General features: G+C 55.9%; 14 protein-coding genes. 3 read left to right on the top strand and 11 right to left on the bottom strand.

Features of this window, described 5'->3' with window-relative positions; genetic code table 11:
• Positions 1-76 precede the first annotated feature (76 nt).
• The 3 genes from EI290_RS04050 to EI290_RS04040 all read right to left on the bottom strand — a co-directional run bounded on the left by EI290_RS04050 (position 77) and on the right by EI290_RS04040 (position 3,139).
• Entirely contained in the window at positions 77-1,039 is a 963-nt protein-coding gene (locus EI290_RS04050) for an ABC transporter ATP-binding protein (RefSeq protein WP_125427028.1), read from the bottom strand.
• A 289-nt stretch (positions 1,040-1,328) separates the two neighbouring features.
• Positions 1,329-2,471, bottom strand: a complete 1,143-nt coding sequence (gene dnaJ, locus EI290_RS04045) for a molecular chaperone DnaJ (RefSeq protein WP_125427026.1) — start codon at positions 2,469-2,471, stop codon at positions 1,329-1,331.
• Between the two features lie 98 nt (positions 2,472-2,569).
• Positions 2,570-3,139 carry a nucleotide exchange factor GrpE gene (locus EI290_RS04040; protein WP_125427024.1) on the bottom strand — a complete coding sequence of 190 codons (570 nt, stop codon included), beginning with the start codon at positions 3,137-3,139 and terminating at the stop codon, positions 2,570-2,572.
• A 188-nt stretch (positions 3,140-3,327) separates the two neighbouring features.
• On the opposite strand from EI290_RS04040, the gene EI290_RS04035 reads away from it, so the two are divergent.
• A complete protein-coding gene (locus EI290_RS04035; RefSeq protein ID WP_125427022.1) occupies positions 3,328-3,630 on the top strand; it encodes a S1 RNA-binding domain-containing protein in 303 nt (100 codons plus the stop codon).
• Between the two features lie 28 nt (positions 3,631-3,658).
• On the opposite strand, the gene obgE is transcribed toward EI290_RS04035, so the two are convergent.
• The 6 genes from obgE to EI290_RS04005 form a co-directional block, all read right to left on the bottom strand.
• Positions 3,659-4,657: a GTPase ObgE gene (obgE, locus tag EI290_RS04030; protein WP_125427020.1), complete on the bottom strand. Its 999-nt coding sequence runs from the start codon at positions 4,655-4,657 to the stop codon at positions 3,659-3,661.
• 224 nt (positions 4,658-4,881) lie between these two features.
• Entirely contained in the window at positions 4,882-5,505 is a 624-nt protein-coding gene (locus EI290_RS04025; RefSeq protein ID WP_125427018.1) for an adenylate kinase, read from the bottom strand.
• 111 nt (positions 5,506-5,616) lie between these two features.
• Positions 5,617-6,108, bottom strand: a complete 492-nt coding sequence (gene hpt, locus EI290_RS04020) for a hypoxanthine phosphoribosyltransferase (RefSeq protein WP_317127457.1) — start codon at positions 6,106-6,108, stop codon at positions 5,617-5,619.
• Positions 6,109-6,296: 188 nt separating this feature from the next.
• A complete protein-coding gene (locus tag EI290_RS04015; protein WP_246008843.1) occupies positions 6,297-8,534 on the bottom strand; it encodes a sodium-translocating pyrophosphatase in 2,238 nt (745 codons plus the stop codon).
• Between the two features lie 113 nt (positions 8,535-8,647).
• Positions 8,648-9,829 carry an acyltransferase family protein gene (locus tag EI290_RS04010; RefSeq protein WP_262706390.1) on the bottom strand — a complete coding sequence of 394 codons (1,182 nt, stop codon included), beginning with the start codon at positions 9,827-9,829 and terminating at the stop codon, positions 8,648-8,650.
• Between the two features lie 55 nt (positions 9,830-9,884).
• The gene (locus EI290_RS04005; RefSeq protein WP_125427012.1) at positions 9,885-10,799 is read right to left on the bottom strand and encodes a M20/M25/M40 family metallo-hydrolase; all 915 of its coding nucleotides are present in this window, start codon (positions 10,797-10,799) and stop codon (positions 9,885-9,887) included.
• Between the two features lie 111 nt (positions 10,800-10,910).
• Between EI290_RS04005 and EI290_RS04000 the strand changes: the two genes are divergently transcribed.
• Both EI290_RS04000 and EI290_RS03995 read left to right on the top strand, forming a co-directional pair.
• A complete protein-coding gene (locus EI290_RS04000) occupies positions 10,911-12,173 on the top strand; it encodes a YfgM family protein (protein WP_125427010.1) in 1,263 nt (420 codons plus the stop codon).
• Positions 12,174-12,180: 7 nt separating this feature from the next.
• Entirely contained in the window at positions 12,181-13,563 is a 1,383-nt protein-coding gene (locus tag EI290_RS03995) for a hypothetical protein (RefSeq protein ID WP_125427008.1), read from the top strand.
• An 80-nt stretch (positions 13,564-13,643) separates the two neighbouring features.
• Here EI290_RS03995 and EI290_RS03990 read toward each other — a convergent pair whose 3' ends face one another.
• Positions 13,644-14,597 (bottom strand): GNAT family N-acetyltransferase, encoded by a 954-nt coding sequence (locus EI290_RS03990; protein WP_125427006.1) that lies wholly within the window; start codon positions 14,595-14,597, stop codon positions 13,644-13,646.
• On the bottom strand, positions 14,584-15,441 hold the full coding sequence (locus tag EI290_RS03985) for a carbohydrate deacetylase (RefSeq protein ID WP_125427004.1): 858 nt from the start codon (positions 15,439-15,441) through the stop codon (positions 14,584-14,586). Before EI290_RS03985 ends, EI290_RS03990 begins: the two co-directional genes overlap by 14 nt.
• Positions 15,442-15,443: the final 2 nt, after the last annotated feature.

Genomic DNA, 15,443 nt, shown 5'->3' with positions numbered 1-15,443 from the left:
TTCAGTCAGCTGTCATCCTGAGCATTCCATGAATTAAGCGGAATGCTCAGGATAACAGGGCTCAAAAGCGGGCCTATTAGCCTTTCACGGCCATTTCTTCCTCGGTGGGCACGTAGTCGGGGTGGGTTTCGCGCACCCGCCGGATAAAGATGTCGTTGATGCTCGGAATCATCTCCCGGAATGCATGTACCTCCACATTACCCGGCCCGATAAGGTAGCGCAGCAAATCGTTGGGCGTAGTACCAGCATGGAGCTTGATAATATCGTAGAAGTGCCCATTTTCCCGCTCCTGATGCTTCACCACCTCAAAATCGGGGTGCACAACCATCGGGCGGCCCTTACCTTCTACTTCGTAGGTTTGGGTACGGTAGGCGTCGCGCACCTGGCGCACGGGGCCATCTAGTACTTTGCGGCTGCGGTTAATGAGGGCAATATGGTCGCACATTTCCTCCACTGATTCCATGCGGTGCGTGGAAAAAATGATGCTGGCGCCCCGGTCGCGCATGGCCAGAATTTCGTCCTTGAGCAGGTTGGCATTGATGGGGTCGAAGCCGGAGAAAGGCTCATCCAGAATCACCAGCTCAGGCTCGTGCACCACGGTGGCAATAAACTGGATTTTCTGCTGCATACCCTTGCTCAAATCCTCGATATTCTTGTCCGCCCACGACTTAATATCGAAGCGTTCCAGCCAGTTCTTGATTTTCTGGCGGGCTTCATCCTTGTGAATACCCTTGAGCTGGGCCAGATACATCAGCTGCTCCCCCACTTTCATTTTCTTGTACAGGCCCCGCTCTTCGGGCAGGTAGCCAATACGGCCAATATGAGTTGGGTTCAGTGGCTCACCCCGAAACAATACCTGTCCCGCATCGGCCCCGGTAATCTGGGTGATAATGCGAATAAGGGACGTTTTGCCGGCTCCATTGGGGCCTAGCAGCCCGAAGATGGAACCATCGGGTACCGAGAGGCTTACGCCGTCGAGGGCCGTATGCGCGGCGTACTGCTTGCGCACGTCGCGGACTTCGAGGATAGGTGGTTTCACAGCAGAAAGGCAGAATGGTTGTTGCTGTAATATTACAGGAACCCCATAAAGGCCACACCGAAATTCCAACCAACCGGCATTTGCGGGGCCTGAACTGTCGGAAAGCCCACCTGAACGGGCATTACATCATGCGGGCAAACTGCTGCCACCACCCATTGGGCCCAGTGCTGAGCATTGCAACCTGCCTCCAGCTGATAAGGCATTTCACCAAAAACGCCCGCTCTCCTGATCAGGAAAGCGGGCGTTTTCGGCACCGGAACGAATCCGTGCAGTCCGTCAATAACCGTGACTACTGGAAGTACTCCTTCACTTTCTCGAAGAAGCCCTTCTCGTTTTTGCCAGGATTGGGCGTGAAGTTGCGGGCGTCGCGGAGCTTTTCCAGCAGCTCCCGCTCCTCATTGGTTACGTTTTTGGGTGTCCACACGCTCAGGTGAATCAACTGGTCGCCGCGGCCGTAGCCGTTGAGGTCTTTAATGCCCTTGCCGCGCAGACGCAGGATTTTGCCCGGTTGGGTACCTGGGTCCACCTTTATTTTCACTTTACCCTCAATGGTGGGCACCTCAATGCTGGCTCCCAGCGCAGCATCCACGAACGAGATGTACTGCTCGAACATAATGTTGTTGCCGTCGCGTTTGAGCAGCTCGTGGGGTTCTTCCTCAATCTGGATGAGCAAGTCGCCGGCAATACCGCCCCGCTCGGGGTAGTTGCCTTTACCGTTCATACTCAACTGCATACCCTCGGCCACACCGGCCGGAATGTTGATGGGAATAACCTCCTCGTGTAGCTGCCGGCCTTCGCCATGGCAGGTGTCGCACTTGCTGGTTACCACCTTGCCTTCGCCTTCGCAGGTGGGGCAGGTGCTGGCGCTTACCATCTGGCCAAGCATGGTTTGTACTACGCGCTTCACCTGGCCCTGCCCTTGGCAGGTGCCACAGGTTTTGAGGTCGGTGCCGTTTTTGGCACCGGTGCCCGCGCAGGTGTTACAGGCCACGTAGCGCTTCACCTTAATCTTCTTCTCAACTCCGTTTGCAACCTCTTCCAGATCCAGCTTCAGCTTGATGCGCAGGTTAGAGCCCTTCCGCACCCGCCGACCCTGCCCGCGGCCACCGCCCCCGAAGAAGCTCTCAAAGCCGCCCCCGCCGCCACCAAAGATGTCGCCGAAGTGGCTGAAGATGTCCTCCATGCTGGGACCCTGTCCGCCGCCGCCCACGCCCTGGTGGCCAAACCGGTCGTAGCGGGCCCGCTTGTCCTGGTCGCTGAGCACCTCGTAGGCTTCGGCGGCTTCCTTAAACTTGTCCTCCGCCGATGGGTCATCGGGGTTTTTGTCGGGGTGGTACTTAATAGCCAGCTTCCGGTACGCCGACTTAAGCTCGTCGCCGGAGGCTGTTTTGGCTACGCCCAACACCTCGTAGTAATCTCGCTTCGTTGCCATGGTTCTCAGTACAGAGTATTATGTAGTGAGTATTGAGACAAATACTGCGCAGCCTGACACGCTTACGTGTCTTACTACCCAGTACCCACTACTCAATACTAATTGCCCAGCACCACCTTGGCGTGGCGGATTACTTTGTCGCCGAGGTAATAGCCTTTTTCAACCTCATCCACAACCTTGCCTTTCAACTCTTCCGTAGGAGCCGGAATCTGGGTAATGGCCTCGTGCAGCTCGGGGTCGAAGGCACCACCTTTGGTTTCCATGGTAGTAAGGCCCTTCTGCGTGAGGGTTTTGTTGAGCTTGTTGTAGATAATATCCACACTCTCGCGCACGGCAGTGGCGTCGTCCGTGTCTTTGGTATGATGACGGGCCCGGTCAAAGTCGTCGAGCACCGGCAGCAACGACACCATTAGCTCCTGGTTGGCGGTTTTAAACAAATCGGCGCGTTCCTTAGTGGTGCGACGCTTGTAGTTTTCAAACTCGGCGGCCAGACGCAGGTATTTATCCTTCAGGTCGGCTAGTTCATTGTCGGTCCTGGAAGCCTCGGCTTTGGGCTCACCTTCCACGGGAGCAGCTTCGCCGGGGCCAGCTGTTTCTTCGGTCATTTCGCCGGCCACCTGGTCGGCAGACAGGTTGTCGTCCTGCGGCAGTTGTTGTTCGTCAGCCATTTTCGAAAAATATCGTCGGAAAGGGTTTTTCACTTAGTTTGCCATTGGGCCACCTCAAGGGCGCAAGGAGCGCGCCAAAGCCCACGCGGCTGTCAGTTTGACACGGAAACTGTTGGGCTGTGGGGTTTAGTTCAGCCGTGTTGACGGGCTGATGGCAGCCTAGTTGGTGATTCAGTAATTTGACTTAGATGAAGCACACATTTACCCAGGCCCAGTGGAATAGTCTTGTGCAACAATTCCCTTTTGGTACCCGTGTACATGGCACAATTGTGCATGTGGCGCAGTTCGGGGTTTTCGTGCAGCTTGATGAATTTCCTGATGTAGATGCGTTACTGGAGGTAATACAGATGCCGCGTGTTGAGCTACAGCCATTCCAGCGCATCATTTATCCGGATGATTACCCAGCAATAGGCACCCGTAATGAGGCATTTATTTTAGGGTGGCCCGAAAAACTAGGTCAGATTAGGCTGACTCAGCTGGCCTGCAACTGATTTTGTGCCAGAGGTTTATGAATTTGCACTACTCCTGCGTGTGCAGTGCCTCCCAAATCATATCCTTTAGCTTCTGGATATTCTTATTAGTGAGGCTGGAAATGAACACCGTGGGCAGGTCCGTGGGCAGCGACGCCCGGATTTCGGCTTCCAGCTCCTCGTCCAGCAAATCGGATTTGGTAATGGCCAGCAGACGACGTTTTTCCAGCAGTTCGGGGTTGAATTGTTCCAGCTCGCTGAGCAGCACCTCGTACTCGGCATTGATATCGGGCGAGTCGCAGCTGATCATAAACAGCAGAATAGAGTTCCGCTCGATGTGGCGCAGGAAGCGGTGACCCAACCCTTTACCTTCGGCCGCCCCCTCGATGATGCCCGGAATATCGGCCATTACAAACGACTTGTAGTCGCGGTAGGCCACTACCCCCAGATTGGGCGTGAGGGTGGTAAAGGCATAGTCGGCAATTTTGGGCTTGGCGGCCGATACTACCGAGAGTAAGGTGCTTTTGCCGGCATTGGGGAAGCCCACCAGGCCCACGTCGGCTAGTAGCTTGAGCTCCAGAATCACCCATTCATCAATGCCCGGCTCGCCGGGCTGAGCGTATTGGGGGGCCTGATTGGTAGCCGATTTAAAATGGTCGTTGCCAAGGCCCCCCCGGCCGCCGGGCGTCAAAATCAGGCGCTGTCCGTCCTCGGTGATTTCCAGCTTTTTCTCGCCGGTTTCGGCGTCGCGGGCCACCGTTCCCAGCGGCACCTGAATGATGATGTCTTCGCCTTGTTTGCCGGAGCGCAGGTTTTCGCCGCCGTTTTCGCCGGCCTGGGCAATCAGGTGCTTCTGGTACTGGAGGTGCAGCAGCGTCCAGAGCTGGGAGCTACCCTCCAGAATAATATGGCCACCCCGGCCCCCGTCGCCACCATCGGGGCCACCGTTGGGCAGCCCCTTGGCCCGGAAAAAGTGGTGCGAGCCCGCCCCGCCCTTACCCGAGCGACAGTTGATTTTGACGTAGTCGATGAAATTGTTGGAAGCCACTTTTGGAAATGGAATTAAGAATTAAGAATTAAGAATTGTTACGCTCTTAATTTCTTGATTCTATGGGTGTACGTAAAACAACTGTCATCCTGAGCGCAGCGAAGGACCTTATGCCGGTTGAACGATAATCGTGGTAACGACTCGCCCAGACGTGATAAGATCCTTTGCTGCGCTCAGGATGACAGATGGTTCTGCCACTACCCAGGCGGGTAGCGGCCGCAAAGTTACGCTTTTACTTCGTCGGTTGCTTGACGGCTGCCTTCGGTAGTGGCGGGCTGGTGCTCATCGAGGATGGCACAAATCTGCCCGAAGATATCCTCAATGGCGCCAATACCGTTCAGAGCATGAAATTTCTGCTGGTTGGCGTAGTAACCGGCCACCTGAGCCGTTTCGGTGTTGTACACCGTCACGCGCTTCCGGATTTTAGATTCGTCCTGGTCGTCGGGGCGGCCGGAGGTTTTGCCCCGTTCCAGCAGGCGTTTTACCAGTTCCTCCTCGGCTACTTCCAAGGCTACCATGCACGATACCTTGGTTTCATGCTCGGCCAGCAGCCGGTCGAGGCTCTCGGCCTGGGGCACGGTGCGCGGGAAACCGTCGAAGATAAAGCCGGATGCCTGCTGGTTGTCTTTCAACGCCGAGCCAATCATGCCAATGACTACTTCATCGGGCACCAACAGGCCTTCATCCATGAGTTTTTTGGCACGCAGGCCCAGCTCAGTACCTTGCGCAATCTGGGCACGCAGCAGGTCGCCGGTAGAAAGATGCACCAGGTTGTAGCGGGCAATAAGCTTCTGGCTTTGCGTTCCTTTGCCGGCACCGGGCGGGCCGAAGAGCACTAGATTCAGCATGAGTAGCGGGGAGTTACGCGGGAAGGGGGGAAAACGGGTGGGTTTGGGAAAGATAAGCAAGGAATGGGAAAGCCTTTACGCAAGCCAACGAATTATAGCTGGCGGCCGGGGCTACACTGCCTTGTACACATCGGGGTAGTTACGGCCCAGCCCGTCAAAATCGAGGCCGTAGCCTACAATGAAATCATTGGGAATCCGCAGGCCCACGTAGCGCAACTGCACTTCCTGCTGCAGGCACTCCGGTTTTAGAAACAACGTAGCCACCTCCAGGGAGGCCGGCTGCTGGGCACCGAGCGTATCGAGCAGCATACGCATGGTGTGGCCAGTGTCCACGATATCTTCCAGGATAACTACGTGGCGCCCTTGCAGGTCTTCGGTGAGGCCTAACACTTGCTTTACCTCACCGGTGCTGCTGGTACCCTGGTAGGATGCCACCCGGATAAAGCAGACCTCACAGGGCAGGTTTACTTCCTTCAGCAAATCGGCGGCAAACATGAACGAGCCGTTCAGCACCACCACAAACAATACCGGCTGCCCGGCATAATCCTGGTTGAGTTGCGTGGCTACCTGCTTAATGGCAACCCGAAGTTCCGTGGCTGACAAATAAGGCTCAAACTGCTTGTTATGCAGTGAAATATGGTCCGGGTTCATCCGTTTGGGGTTGGGCCGTGGGCGAGCGGGCGGGCAAAGGTAGCAGAAAAAAGCCGCCCCCAGGGTAGGAAGCGGCTTCTGCACATGCTGGTTGCTGGCTGTTAGAAGAAGCTGACAACTGACAACCAGCAACCAGCAACTCATTTACCCAGCAGTACCTGTACAGCCTGTGTGGCCCGCTCGGTTACATCGGCGTACTTCACTTTGGGCCGTACTGCTTCTTCTGTTTTGCGCTGCCACTGGGGCTCCTGGTGCTGGGCCACGCCCCGCTCGGGGGCAGCAATGTGAGGCGCAATAACCAGCGACACGATGCTCATGAGCTTGATCAGGATGTTCATGCTGGGGCCGGATGTATCCTTGAACGGGTCGCCTACAGTATCGCCGGTAACGGACGCCTTATGGGCTTCCGAGCCTTTGTAATGCATCTGCCCATCAATCATTACGCCTTTCTCAAAGCTTTTTTTGGCGTTGTCCCAGGCCCCGCCGGCGTTGCTCTGGAACATGGCCATCAGCACCCCCGATACCGTAACGCCGGCCAGGGTACCACCCAGCACCTCCGGCCCAAAGGTAAAGCCCACAATAACCGGTACAATAAGGGCAATAGCACCGGGCAACAGCATTTCCCGGATGGCAGCCTGGGTAGAAATAGCCACGCATTTCTCGTATTCGGGCCGGCCAGTACCCTCCATAATACCCGGAATTTCGCGGAACTGCCGCCGCACTTCCTGCACCATAGCCATGGCCGCCCGCCCTACGGCCGCAATAGCCAGGGCCGAGAAGATGAACGGAATCATGGCCCCTACGAACAACCCACCCAGCACGCGGGCATTGCTGATGTCAATGGCGTTGATGTTGGCCGTACCCATGAAGGCGGCAAACAACGCCAGGGACGTGAGGGCCGCTGAGGCAATGGCAAAGCCCTTGCCGGTGGCAGCCGTGGTGTTGCCCACGGCATCGAGGATATCGGTTCGCTCGCGCACTTCCTTGGGCAGCTCGCTCATTTCGGCAATACCGCCGGCGTTGTCGGCAATGGGCCCGAAGGCATCAATAGCCAGCTGCATGGCGGTAGTGGCCATCATACCGGCAGCGGCAATAGCCACACCGTAGAGACCGGCACACTCGTAGCTGAGAATGATGCCAGCCGCCAGTACCAGAATGGGTAGCACGGTGCTTTCCATACCCACGGCCAGGCCCCCGATAACGGTGGTAGCGTGCCCCGTGCTGCTCTGGCGAACAATGCTAAGCACCGGCCGCTTGCCCATAGCCGTGTAGTACTCCGTAATAATGCTCATGAGGGTACCCACCACCAGGCCTACCAGCACAGCATAGAATACATTCATGGCGTTGAAGGTGATGCCCCGGATGGTCAGATCCTCGGCGGGCAGCATCCAGCGGATGATAAAGAACGAGGCCGCCGCCGACACCAGCACCGACACGTAGTTGCCCAGGTTGAGAGCATTTTGCACGTTACCGCCCTCCTTTACCCGCACGCACAGGATGCCAATGAGCGAGGCGACAATTCCCATTCCGGCAATGGCCATGGGCAGCAGGATGGGCGACAGACCCTGAAACTGGTCGCCACGGGCTACTACTTCGCGCCCCAGCACCATAGTGGCCAGAATGGTAGCCACGTAGGAGCCAAACAAATCGGCACCCATGCCGGCTACGTCGCCCACGTTGTCGCCTACGTTATCGGCAATAGTGGCGGGGTTGCGGGGGTCATCTTCGGGAATACCAGCTTCCACTTTGCCTACCAAGTCGGCGCCCACATCGGCGGCTTTGGTGTAGATGCCCCCACCTACGCGGGCAAACAGGGCAATGCTTTCGGCTCCCAGCGAAAAACCGGTGAGTACTTCCAGGGCCGTTTCCATCTCAATGCCATTGGCCGAGCCGTTCTGGCTAACTACAAACAGTTGGTAGAATACCAGAAACAAAGACCCCAGGCCCAATACGGCCAGGCCTGCTACGCCCATGCCCATTACCGAGCCTCCGGAAAACGATACGTTCAGGGCTTGGCTTAGCGAAGTACGGGCAGCCTGGGCCGTGCGCACATTGGCCTTGGTGGCAATTTTCATCCCAACAAAACCTGCCAGCGCCGAGAATACTGCCCCGATCAGGAAGGCAATGACAATGACCGGGCTTGATTTCTCGCCGGTGCTGCCCAGGTAGAACAGAAATGCACTGGCAACGAGGCCAAACAGCGCCAGTACTTTGTATTCGGCCCGCAAAAAAGCAATGGCCCCGTCGGCAATGTAGCCGGCAATTGTGCGCATCCGCTCGTCACCGGCGTCCTGCCGGCTTACCCAGCCGGCACGCAGCCACGTGAACAGCAACGCCAGCACACCCAGAGCCGGCACTACGTAAAGAAAATCCATCATAAACGGTGGGAACAGGGAGTTAAGGTTGGGAGAGAAAGGAACGATTTGGCGAGTAAAATAGAGGTTTTACCAGCAACTCCAACTCTCTGAGGCAGAACTCTCTGCCCACACGCTTATACTTTTCGGAAATAAGCCACGGAAACCCGCTCGGTTAGCCAGTATAGCATATACGCTACGCCTGTTACCAAAGGCAGAGCCAACCAGTAGTAACGGGCATAGAATACAGTTTCTCCCGTTAGCAATACCAGGGCGCTGTAACAGAGTAACAGCAGTGGAAAATGGTAGAGGTAGAGGGAAAAGCTGAATACCCCTGTTGTGTGCAGCAGGCGCATCAGCAGGTTTTGTCCGGAAACTTTTCCGGCCAGCAGCGTCGACATGCTCAGTATTGCTAGCAGGGCCGATACTAGTCCGGACAGTGGCTTGAGCTTCAGCACTGCCAAGAGTAGCAATCCGCCAAACAGTCCCGCCAGCAATACATACAGTACCCAGCCAGGCACCCGCCGCGTCCACGTCAGCCAAGGTGTGCGTACCACCACATCGTAGAACATGGCCCCCACTGCAAAGTAAAAATTGAAGGTTAGCAGGTAGTCGGTGAAGGGGTTTAAAGGGCCGTGCTGGGTCCAGAGCAAGCCCACTACGTGCAACACTACGGATACGCCATAATACGCCCAGATGCGCCAGAAGGCCAAGGGAACTACCAAGTAGAAAATAGCCTCCGGCAGCAACGACCAGTACACATCATTGTACCCGATATACACATTACCAACCTGCATAAACCCGAGCGTACGCGCTACCCCGCCCACTCCCAGGGTACGGAGCTCCTGCCAGGCCTGAGCCAGAGTAGCATTCAGTTCGCGGCCGTTGTCGGTGGCCAATGCTGCCGGAACCCCCTGCGCAATGCACCATACCCCTACCGCCGCCAGTACTGAGGCAAAGAGAAAAGGCGGATAGATGCGTACAATTCGGTTTTTATAAAAGGCTATTGGTTTACGATGCTTGCGCAACTGCGCATACCGTATAAAAAACCCCGACAGCACGAAAAAGAAAATTACCATCTCATAGCCAGCCGAGCTCAGCATATCCGCCCCAAAAGCCAGATAATCCAGTATACCCCAGGTTGTGCGTGGATGCACCTGCAGGTACTGCCTTCCGCCCGACCACAAAATAAATTTGGCATGAAAAATCACTACGTAAAAGGCGCAGAAGCCACGTAGTGTGTGCAAAATATCTAGCTCCTGATAGGTGAGATGTTGCAGGGGGGGGCTTTGGGCCAGTGGTTTCGTAGAAAGACTCACGCTTGGTACTTGGCGGTTGATACGCGGCAAAGGTCTGGGTTTATCCCGTACGTAACTACAGTTCCTGCATCAGCACCTGGTACAGCGCCAGCATACTCGCAATGTCCCGCTTGTCCACGATTTCGTGGGGCGTGTGCACGTTATCCTCGGGTGCGCCGATAAAGCACCAGTCCCAGGGTTGGGCCCCGTGCTGCAGTTCTTTGGCATCAGAGCCCCCACTACCTTCCACCTCCAGCTGGTGAGGTACACCCGCCGCCTCCGCCATGCGCCGGATGCGCTCCACGTAGCTGCGGCGCGGAATCAGGGAGTCGCGTAGAGATATAACCACACCCTGGCCCGGCTGCACGCCTTCTGTTACCCAGGTAATATCCGAAATCAGGGCCTGGCGTACGCCGTATTTCTCGTAGATATAACGGGCAAGGTAGGCCACCGAGCCGCCACCATGCTCTTCCCAGCAGCTGAATGCTACGATGCCGTGTTCCAAGGTCTCGCACAACCGTAGTGCGTTCCAAACGCCCAGGCGGTTGTCCAGGTAGCAGCTTTGCACAGTGGTGGCGGTTTCCCGGAAGTCACAGAAGAAGGTGAGTTCGGTACCCCGGTCAATATTCCGGTGGTAATTATAGCTCAAGGCCCCGGTTTCATCATCTACAACCAACGTACATTCTATTACCCCCTGCGAGTCGTGACCAACCAACCGGTACCCACTCTCGGCAGCTGGCCCTCCAATCCGTACCAGTTCTCGGCCGTAGCGCACCGTAAAGCCAATACTGTCGAGGTGAGCAAACACTGCTGTGCGGGGCTGGCCAAATACTAGAATAATGCAATCCTGGAACTCTCCGCCGGCCAGCACAGTTGGCTGAGTGCGCCAGCTTGCCTGGGAGCGGTGTATGTAGTGGAGCAAGTATTCTGTTAGGTTGGCTTCGTTACCGGAAGGTGCCGGAATCTGACAAAGGGCGTGTAAAAGCTGCATACAACGTATTTTATTTGTCCAAAACTAGGACAAATGTTCTACTTTAGCCCTTTGGAATAGCGGCGTAGGGCATAGCTTGTTAGTGTGTGAAACCGCAACTGAAGTGTACATATGCTCCCACGATTTTACTATGTTCTGTTGTTATTGCTATTCCTGCCGCTGGCGGGCTGGGCACAGCAACCGGACACGCCCCGCTCCTCGGCTTCTCCGGATACAGTGAAGCAGGTACGGCTGGAAAACGTGGATGTAGCCCCGGCCGCCATTGATACCAAAGGCTGGCTGCTGCTGGATAAGGACATTCAGACGGAGTTGGAGGGGGCCGTATACAACCTTTACAACTTCAAGTACGACAAGGCTGAGCGGCAGTTCCGGAGCCTGCGCCGTCGGTACCCCAACCACCCCATGCCCTATTTCTTACTGGGCCTGAGTACGTGGTGGAAAATTATGCCCTCCGGCATTCAGACGACGCTCTACGATAAGCAGTTCTTCGCCTACATGGACACCACCATTGCCAAGGGGGAAGCCATGTATAAGGCCGATACAAAGAACTACGAAGCCTGTTTTTTTCTGGCCGCCGGCTATGGCTTTGATGGGCGCCTGCACGCCGAGCGACACAACTGGCGCAAGGCAACCGTTAGCGCCAAACGGGCCCTCGATTACCTGGATAAGAGTAAAGAGGCCAATGGCCTTAGCCCGGAATTTTTGTTTGGGCAAGCGCTATTCAACTATTACGCCGTTTGGATTCCGGATAATTACCCGCTGCTTAAACCGGTATTGCTGTTTTTTCCCAAAGGCAACAAGCAACTAGGGCTGCAGCAGCTGCGCAACGTAGCCGACAACGGCTTTTACGTGGGCCCTGAGGCCCGGGTATTTCTGATGCGTATCCTTCTGAATGAAGAGGATAAGCCCGAGCAAGCCATGCCGGTTTCGCGCTACTTAGCTACCACCTACCCCGATAATGGCTATTTCCAGCGGATATACGCCAATATTTGCTTTCGTCAGGGGGAGTTGCGGGAGTGTGAGCGGGTTAGTCGGGATATTCTGGATAAGCTGAACCGAGGCCTGCCGGGCTACGAAGCCAATAGTGGCCGGTACGCCACGTTCTTTATGGGATACTTAATGCAGAACCGCTATAAGGACAACACCAAGGCCAAAGAATATTACCAGCGCAGCATCGTGTTTGCTGAGCAGAACGGTGAAACCAACTATGGTTTTTATGTGTTTTCTAACCTTGCATTGGCTCGAATAGCCGATAAAGCCAAAGACACCCAGGCAGCACGCCGGTACTACACCGTGGTGCTGGATAAATCTGACAAAAAATCGGAGCAGTACCAGGAAGCCAAAGCCTACCTGAAGGCTAAGCCTAAGAAGTAACCTTGCAATGGAACTGAAGGACTTATTTCTGACGCCTCTTTACCTCGGCCTGTTCTATGGGTTGGCCTTTGCCCTGCGGAAACGTTTTACCAACCCCCTGACCAAAAGATATTTTATTCCGGCCCTGTCAGTCAAGTTTCTGGGCGCTATTTCGCTGGGCCTTATCTACCAGTTCTATTACGGGGGCGGCGACACGTTCAACTACTTCAACGAGAGTAAAACTATCCACGAGGCATTCTTCGATTCGCCGACCGTGGGCATCAAGCTCATGCTAGCCAGCAACAACGAGTTTGATGCCTCTATGGCGAAATATGTTGCCCAGATGCACTGGTTTCACTCCGAAACGGAATATTTCGTAGTGAAAGTGTGCGGTTTTTTTGGGCTATTCTGCTTTCACACGTACTCCGTCATTGCGCTGATGTTTGCATTCGTCAGCTTTAGTGGCGTGTGGGCGCTGTACAATACCTTTTTGCGGCTGTATCCGCGCCTGTATAAGCAGTTGGCCATTGCCGTGTTCTTTGTGCCTTCTGTATTTTTCTGGGGGTCGGGGGTTTCCAAGGATGCTTTGTGCATAGGCGCACTAGGCTGGATGTTCTTCTCCTTCTATAACTTACTGGTAGCACGCACGCAGGTTCTGCAGGCCGCCGCCGCCATTCTCATTGCCGGGTTTGTGCTGAAATCCGTCAAGATTTACATTCTTATCAGCTTTATCCCCCCGGTTATGCTGTGGGTTACCACGCAGTACAGCGCCCGTATCAAATCCGGAATAGTGCGTGCCTTGGCTATGCCTATTATGATTGTACTCGGGGGTGCTATAGGTTTTGCCGTTAGCCAGTCAGTAGCCTCCGGCAACCAGAACTACGACTTCGACAAGATTGAGGATAGGGCTACTGTGGCTTCTACTTACCACAACAGCATTAGCCATGCAGAGGCTAACAAAGGCCGGGGAATGGGCAACTCCGGCTATTCGATGGAAGATTTTACCGGTCCGCAGGATATTCCGAAGCTAGCCCCTAAGGCTATTATTATCGGGTTGTTCCGCCCTTTCATGTGGGAAGTGAATAACCCGGTTATGTTGCTCTCAGGCCTGGAAATCCTCTGGATTACTTACCTAACTATTCAGGTATTCCGCAAAACGGGTTTTTTCCGAACACTGGGCCGCATTGGCAGTACTCCTCTGGTTCTGTTTTGCATTGTATTCTCCGTGCTGTTTGCCATCGGCACAGCCATTACCTCCGGCAACTTCGGCAACCTGGTGCGCTACCGCATTCCGATGTGGCCTTTCTACGTAACGGCCCTGTTCATCTTGCAGGATGCCATTCCGGTGAAGAAAAAGGCGCGTCGCCGCATCATTGCCCAGCCCGCTACCCGGCAGCTGGCCGGAGCCTAGCGCACTGCCCAGCCCTTATAACAGCGCGGCCCTCTCAGTAGCTGAGAGGGCCGCGCTGTTATGTTGAGAAGCTGTGTCGGCTATACAAAATCCAGGTCGCCGAAGAAGAAGTTGAACGTGACTTTCGCCAGCTCGTCGGTTTCCGCCTGGTTCTTGCCTTTCACCAGGAAATCGAACTGGTTGCGCCACACTTTGCGGGCCACGCCTTTGGTAGCCGCGTCAATCAGCGGGTTGCCCATGTACAGCAGGCCCACCGACAGTTGCTTGGCCGCGTATATGCGGGCCTGCTTAATGATGTGCGCCAGATCGGCCTGTTGATGGAAAGCCACGTCCATCAGCACGAATACCGGCAGGCCTTTCTTCTGAATCTTCTTTAGAAAAGCATAGCCCACCAGCTTACCGGCCTGCTTCACGGCCAGGGCCACGTATTTGTAGTGCTCCGATTTGAAGGTGAGGTAACGCCAGTTCAGGAACTTCTCGTCCTTCTTCATGGCGTTTTCAAACTGGAAGGTTGGCTGCCGGAAGAAGGTAGAATCCAGCTGAGTTACCACCTCGTGCTGACTACCGGCCGCCAGGTGCAGCGGGTTAGTGAACAGCAGCGTCAGGTCGGGGTAGATGCCGTGGCTGTAGCTGTACTTAGCCAGGTAGATGGGCTTGGCTACGGCGTTGGGGAAAGCCAGGAAACAGTCGCCGCCCCGCTCCAGAAAGTCGGTATCGGTCTTCACGTAGAGCTTGCCGAACAAACCTTTGCCCCTCACCTCATTGCTGGTGAGCACCTTCTGAATGAAGCCCGCCTTCCAGGGGCGCCCATTAATAACAAACTGGGCATCGTTGGAAGAGCACATGCCGCAGGCCCTCCCCCCAATGCGCGAGAGGAAGAAGCTGAAGGAGTTAAACGGGTTGTTGAAGTACCACCAGTCGAGGTAGCCGGTGGTCATTCGGTCGTCGTCGTTTTCAACGCGGTTGAGCTCCACCACGTCGGCCAGGTCGGCGGCCGTAGCGCGGTGCAGCGTAATTTCGTCAGAGTTGGCCATAGGTAGTCAGGGTTACAGTCGGGTCGTTGGCAAACAGGGGCTTGCCCGTCAGGATGCGGTGTTCCGCGTAGCACTTCTCAAAAAATGGCTGGCGTTGAGCCAGGTCCTTGGGATAAAGCTGGTTCAGCTCCGGCCCCGGAATATAGGGGTGTACCATCAGCTCCACCACTTCGGCCGCGGCCGGAGCCTCGTGCACCAGCGCCCGGAGGGTGTCGGCAGTGTACTCGGTGGGGGGCGTGCTCAAATCGTGCACCGATACCAGTAAATCGTCGGTGCGGGTGCTGATCTGGCGGCGGAACCGTTGGCTGGCTTTGTAGAGCACGCTTTGCTTGAGGAATTTCGGCGGGCGCGTGAGCAGCAGCTTCAGGTCGGGCTTCACCGGAATAGCCAGCCGCACCGGTAGCCGATGCTTTTTCAGCAGCGGCAGCATGGCCCCGAACACCACCGGATTCATGTGGGTGTGCTGGTGCGAGTCGGTGTGGGTGGGCCGGATGCCCAGCTTCACCAGTGCGTTGTACTGGGCCTCAAACTCAGCGGCCACCTCGGCCTGCTGCACCCGGCCCAGCAGCAGCTTTTTCATCAGGGCCCCGCGCTCCAGAAAGTTGCCGTCGGCATCTACCAGCGAAGCCGCTTTGGTGAGCGGCCGGCCTTCGGTAAGGCAAAAATGCAGCCCGATGGCTAGCCCGGGGTTTTCGGCGGCCAGCTGAGCGCCTTCCCGCGTGCCGGGCATGGCCACCATCATGGTGGTGCTGGTGAGGTTGCCCGCCCGGTAGCTTTCCACGATGGCGCGGTTCACCGGGGCACACAGCCCGAAGTCGTCGGCGTTGAGTATGACTTTGCGCATAA

The sequence above is a fragment of the Hymenobacter metallilatus genome (assembly GCF_003944705.1).
GTDB classification, from domain to species: domain Bacteria; phylum Bacteroidota; class Bacteroidia; order Cytophagales; family Hymenobacteraceae; genus Hymenobacter; species Hymenobacter metallilatus.
Note: the sequence above shows the minus strand (reverse complement) of the source record. Positions and strands in the feature narration are given on the sequence as shown.

What these genes read in the sequence shown, in the direction of transcription:
- dnaJ (WP_125427026.1), bottom strand. Translation starts at nt 2,471, where the DNA reads ATGGCAACGAAGCGAGATTACTACGAGGTGTTGGGCGTAGCCAAAACA.
- EI290_RS04040 (WP_125427024.1), bottom strand. Translation starts at nt 3,139, where the DNA reads ATGGCTGACGAACAACAACTGCCGCAGGACGACAACCTGTCTGCCGAC.
- EI290_RS04035 (WP_125427022.1), top strand. Translation starts at nt 3,328, where the DNA reads ATGAAGCACACATTTACCCAGGCCCAGTGGAATAGTCTTGTGCAACAA.
- EI290_RS04025 (WP_125427018.1), bottom strand. Translation starts at nt 5,505, where the DNA reads ATGCTGAATCTAGTGCTCTTCGGCCCGCCCGGTGCCGGCAAAGGAACG.
- EI290_RS04015 (WP_246008843.1), bottom strand. Translation starts at nt 8,534, where the DNA reads ATGATGGATTTTCTTTACGTAGTGCCGGCTCTGGGTGTGCTGGCGTTG.
- EI290_RS04005 (WP_125427012.1), bottom strand. Translation starts at nt 10,799, where the DNA reads ATGCAGCTTTTACACGCCCTTTGTCAGATTCCGGCACCTTCCGGTAAC.
- EI290_RS04000 (WP_125427010.1), top strand. Translation starts at nt 10,911, where the DNA reads ATGCTCCCACGATTTTACTATGTTCTGTTGTTATTGCTATTCCTGCCG.
- EI290_RS03995 (WP_125427008.1), top strand. Translation starts at nt 12,181, where the DNA reads ATGGAACTGAAGGACTTATTTCTGACGCCTCTTTACCTCGGCCTGTTC.
- EI290_RS03990 (WP_125427006.1), bottom strand. Translation starts at nt 14,597, where the DNA reads ATGGCCAACTCTGACGAAATTACGCTGCACCGCGCTACGGCCGCCGAC.
- EI290_RS03985 (WP_125427004.1), bottom strand. Translation starts at nt 15,441, where the DNA reads ATGCGCAAAGTCATACTCAACGCCGACGACTTCGGGCTGTGTGCCCCG.